Raw genomic sequence first — 4,533 nt, forward strand, 5'->3', positions numbered from 1 at the left:
AGGCGCACGGCCAGGAATGGCTCACCCACTGCTACGGCATGGTGGGCGTGGGCCGCGACGCCGATCCGGAAACCGGCAGCGGCACCGGCCTGTACGTCGTGATCGGCCAGGCACCGCGCGGACTCGATCGCAACCTCGCCGTGGTCGGCCGCGTGCTGCAGGGCATGGAGTACCTGTCGGGCCTGCCGCGCGGCACCGGCCCGCTGGGCTTCTACGACAAGCCCGAGCAGCGCGTGGGCATCAGCGCCATCCAGCTCGCCTCCGAGCTGCCACCGGAACAGCGGCCGAAGATCGAAGTGTTGCGCACCGACAGCGCCACCTTCGCATCATTGATCGAGGCCAAGCGCAATCGCCGCGACGACTTCTACCGCAACCCGGCCGGCAAGATCGACCTGTGCAGCATCAACATCCCCGCACGCGAGGCAAAGGCGCAGCCCTGAGCTGCGCCCCAAGGTCCCATGTCTGGCGTCCTGCCCGCCTGGTGATGCGGCACCACGCCCATCGCCAGGCAAGTGCCAACACCAAGGCAAGAAGCAGGCGCGACAGACACACCAGGGACCCTCGCCAATAGCGCATCTCCGCCGCCATCAGCCAACCAGTCGAACACGCTCCGAAAGAGCGCGCTCAACTGCACTTCCTGGATTCCGGCGCGAGTTGGATATCCTCCTGGAATTGCCACACCCGTCATTTCGATATATCGTTTTATTTAGATATATCGAACTGACGCCATCATGCGCTCCCCTGCACACCCGGCCAAAGCCGCGCCGCGCGGCGATCCAGAGCGTTCCGGCAACCAACGCCTGCTGGGACACGGCGACCTGAAGCTGCTGCTGCTCGCCCTGGTCGAGCAACAGCCGGGGCACGGCTACGAGTTGATCCGCCGCATCGCAGGCATGTTTCACGGCCACTACACGCCCAGTCCCGGCGCGATCTATCCCACGCTCACCATGCTGGAAGAGCTGGGACTGCTGCAGGTCGAGCACGAGCACGGCGGCCGCAAGCTCTATGCCGCCACGGCAGCGGGCCGCCGGTTCCTGGCCGACAACCGCGACGCCGTCGATGCCATGACGCTGCGCACGCGCCATGCCGCACGAACGGCCGCCAAGATGGCCCTGCCGCCAGCGGTGCGACACGCCATGCACGCGGTGAAGCATGCGCTGGTGGCGCGCGGCACCGCATGGAACGCATCCGAAGCGAAGCGCGTCGCGGCGCTGCTGGAACACGCCGCCAGCGAGATCGCGGCCGAACCCGACGATTGAAACCCCCATCGAGATCATCCCCATGACCCGACATGCCCATGAGATGCAGCGCCACGCCGTTGTCCTTCGCGAGATCGAAGTGCTGCGCACGGAACGCATCACGCCGCATATGCAGCGCGTGGTGTTCGGTGGCGACGCGCTGCGTGGTTTCCACAGCGCATCACCGGACGACCACACGAAACTGTTCTTCCCCAACCGCGCCGGCCAGCTCGTGCTGCCCACGCACGGCCAGGGACGCCTGGAATTTCCCCAGGGCGTCGAGCCTTCGCCCATGCGCGACTACACGCCACGCCGCTACGACGCCGAAGCCAACGAGCTCACGGTGGATTTCGTGCTTCACGGCGATGGCCCCGCCGCCACCTGGGCGGAACAGGCCCAGCCGGGGCAACGCATTGGCGCCGGCGGCCCGCGGGGTTCCTTCATGGTGGCGGATGACTTCGATCATTACGTGATGATCGGCGACGAGACCGCCTTGCCCGCGGTCAGCCGCTGGCTGGAAGAGCTGCCCTACGGCGCGCAGGCCATCGTGCTGATGGAAATTCCCGGCAGCGCGGATCGGCAGAAGCTCGAATCGCGTGCGCGGGTCGACTTCACCTGGCTGGAGCGCGACAACATCGATGCCGCCACCAGCCAGTTGCTGGAACACGCGCTGCGACACCTTCCCACACCCTCGGGCGATACGTTCTGGTGGATCGCCGCGGAGTCCTCGCGTGCGCGCCGCATGCGCCAGTATCTCTCCGATGAACGCAACGTCCCCAAGGAATGGTTGCGCGCGACGGGCTATTGGAAAGCCGGCGAAAACGAGGAAGTTGGGTGACGGGCATGAACTTCCGCTGAGCGCGTGGACGCCATCACTACGAAAATTTGCCGTTGTCACGGATAAGAGTGGCGTCGACGACCGGCACCGGCCGGTCATTGCAGGAGGCAATGGATGTCCTGGCGCAGCCGAAGGCTCATGTGGTTCGTCTACGCGCCGGTGGCCGTCGTACTGCTTTTGATCGCGGCGGCGGTCTTCATGGTCGCCACGTTCGACTGGAACCGGCTCAAGCCGACCATCAACGAACGCGTCAGCCAGACCATGGGCCGCCCCTTCGTCATCCAGGGTGACATCACCGTCAGTTGGGCGCGCGAACCGGGCGAAGGCGGCCTTGCGGCATGGGTGCCATGGCCCACCCTGCAGGCGCGCGACATCGTCATCGGCAATCCCGACTGGGCGAAGCAACTGCAGTTTGCGCAGCTGGATGCCGTGCGATTCCGCCTGGCGCCGCTGCGGCTGCTGTTCCATCACGTGGAGATTCCCACGCTCTACGTGGTGCGGCCGCGCATCGACCTGGAGCGCGATGCCCAGGGCCGCGCCACCTGGGACTTCACGTTCGGCAAGAGCGACCAGCCCTCCAGCTGGACACTCGACCTGCATGCCGTGGGTTTCGACCACTCGGAGATCACGTTCGACGATGCCGTGAACAAGGCGAACCTGAAGATCACGGTCGAACCGCTGCAACAGGCGATTCCCTACGACCAGATCGTTGCGCAGCAATCCGCCGATGCGGCCGAGCAGGCGGGCAAGACCGCGGGCGCCGGCGCCCGGCAGGCGGTGGCGAAGGCCAATGCGAAGGATGAAAGCCGGCCGGGCAGCACCCGCGCCGCCTATCAGTTCGCCTGGCAGGCCGAAGGCCGCTACCAGGGCGAGCCCGTGAAAGGCACCGGCAAGACCGGCGGGGTACTCGCACTGCAGCAGACCGACCAGCCCTTCCCGCTGCAGGCCAACATCCACGTGGATGACAGCCACATCGCGTTCGTGGGCACGTTTACCGACCCGCTGCACCTGGCCGCGCTCGACATCCGCCTGTGGTTCTCCGGCGCCAGCATGGCCAAGCTGTATCCGCTGATCGGCGTCACGCTGCCCGACACGCCGCCCTTCGCGACGCAAGGTCATCTCACGGCAAACCTCAAGCGCGGCGACAGTCATTTCTCGTACGAGAACTTCCGTGGCCGCGTGGGCGGCAGCGATATCGGCGGCAACGTGACCTTCGATACCGGCGGCCCGCGACCCAAGCTGAGCGGTGAAGTGAAATCGCAGGTACTGCGCTTCGCCGACCTCGCCCCGCTGATCGGCGCCGACAGCAATGCCGAGAAGCAGCGTCGCGGCGACGCCACGCCGCAACCATCCGACAAGGTGTTGCCGGTCGAACCGTTCCGCACGGACCGCTGGCGCGCGATGGATGCCGATGTCACGTTCAGCGCCGGGCATATCGTGCGCGACGCGGCCCTGCCCATCGATGCGCTCTCCACCCACGTGATCATGGACAACGGCGTGCTTCGGCTCGATCCGCTGTCCTTCGACCTGGCCGGCGGCAAGGTCAACAGCAACCTGCGCCTCGATGGCAGCCGCACGCCCATGCAGGGCAACATCAGGCTCGGTGCGCGCCATCTCAAGCTCAAACAGCTGTTCCCGAAGTTCGATCCGATGCAAACGAGCTTCGGCGAAATCAACGGCGATGCCGCCCTCGACGCGCGCGGCAACTCGGTGAGCGAATTGCTGGGCACCTCCAGCGGCGAGGTGAAGCTGCTGATGAACGATGGCGCGATCAGCAAGGCGCTGCTCGAAACCGCCGGCCTCAACGTGGGCAACATCATCATCAGCAAGCTGTTCGGCGACAAGACGGTGAAGATCAACTGCGCCGCATCGGACCTCGCCGCCACCAACGGCCTGTTCCAGACGCGCCTGTTCGTGTTCGATACCGAAGATGCCACCGTCCGCATTGACGGCACGGTCAACTTCGCGAACGAGAAGCTGGATCTGGACGTGCACCCGAACTCGAAAGGCCTGCGCGTGCTGTCGCTGCGTTCGCCGCTTTACGTGAAGGGCACCTTGAAGAACCCGGACGTCGGCGTCCAGCCGGGCCCGCTGATCCTCCGCGGTGGCGGTGCCGTGGCCCTGGGCGTGCTCGCCGCGCCGGTGGCCGCGCTGTTGCCGCTGGTGGTCGCCAGCAAGGGCGAACCCGACAACACCTGCATCACCGTGCTGGAGCAGATGCGCAGCCCATCGAAGGCGACGCCGCCTTCGACCAGGAATCCGCCGAAAACGGCACAAAAGCACTAACTGCGCACTACGGGCACGGCGGCGACGCTAGAATGCGCCGCCCCGTTTCCGTCGATGCGCGTCCATGCAATCCGTCACCCAAGCCCGCTGGCAGATCCATTTCTGCGTCCTGCTGTGGGGCTTCACCGCCATCCTCGGCAAGCTGATCACCCTGCCGCCTTGCCGCTGGTG

3 protein-coding genes and 2 pseudogenes are annotated in these 4,533 nt (G+C 66.1%); all 5 read left to right on the forward strand.

Features of this window, described 5'->3' with window-relative positions; translation table 11 throughout:
• Positions 1 to 440, forward strand: a pseudogene (locus JMF82_RS21595) (peptidylprolyl isomerase); the annotation flags it as partial.
• A gap of 291 nt (positions 441 to 731) precedes the next feature.
• Entirely contained in the window at positions 732 to 1,259 is a 528-nt protein-coding gene (locus JMF82_RS21600; protein WP_201316583.1) for a PadR family transcriptional regulator, read from the forward strand.
• Between the two features lie 22 nt (positions 1,260 to 1,281).
• Positions 1,282 to 2,076 (forward strand): siderophore-interacting protein, encoded by a 795-nt coding sequence (locus JMF82_RS21605; protein ID WP_201316584.1) that lies wholly within the window; start codon positions 1,282 to 1,284, stop codon positions 2,074 to 2,076.
• Positions 2,077 to 2,190: 114 nt separating this feature from the next.
• Positions 2,191 to 4,362, forward strand: coding sequence for an AsmA family protein (locus JMF82_RS21610; RefSeq protein WP_201316585.1), 2,172 nt, complete (start codon positions 2,191 to 2,193; stop codon positions 4,360 to 4,362).
• 64 nt (positions 4,363 to 4,426) lie between these two features.
• Positions 4,427 to 4,533 (forward strand): annotated as a pseudogene (locus tag JMF82_RS21615) (EamA family transporter); the annotation flags it as partial.

The organism is Dyella sp. EPa41 (genome assembly GCF_016586165.1).
Taxonomy (GTDB): Bacteria; Pseudomonadota; Gammaproteobacteria; order Xanthomonadales; family Rhodanobacteraceae; genus Dyella.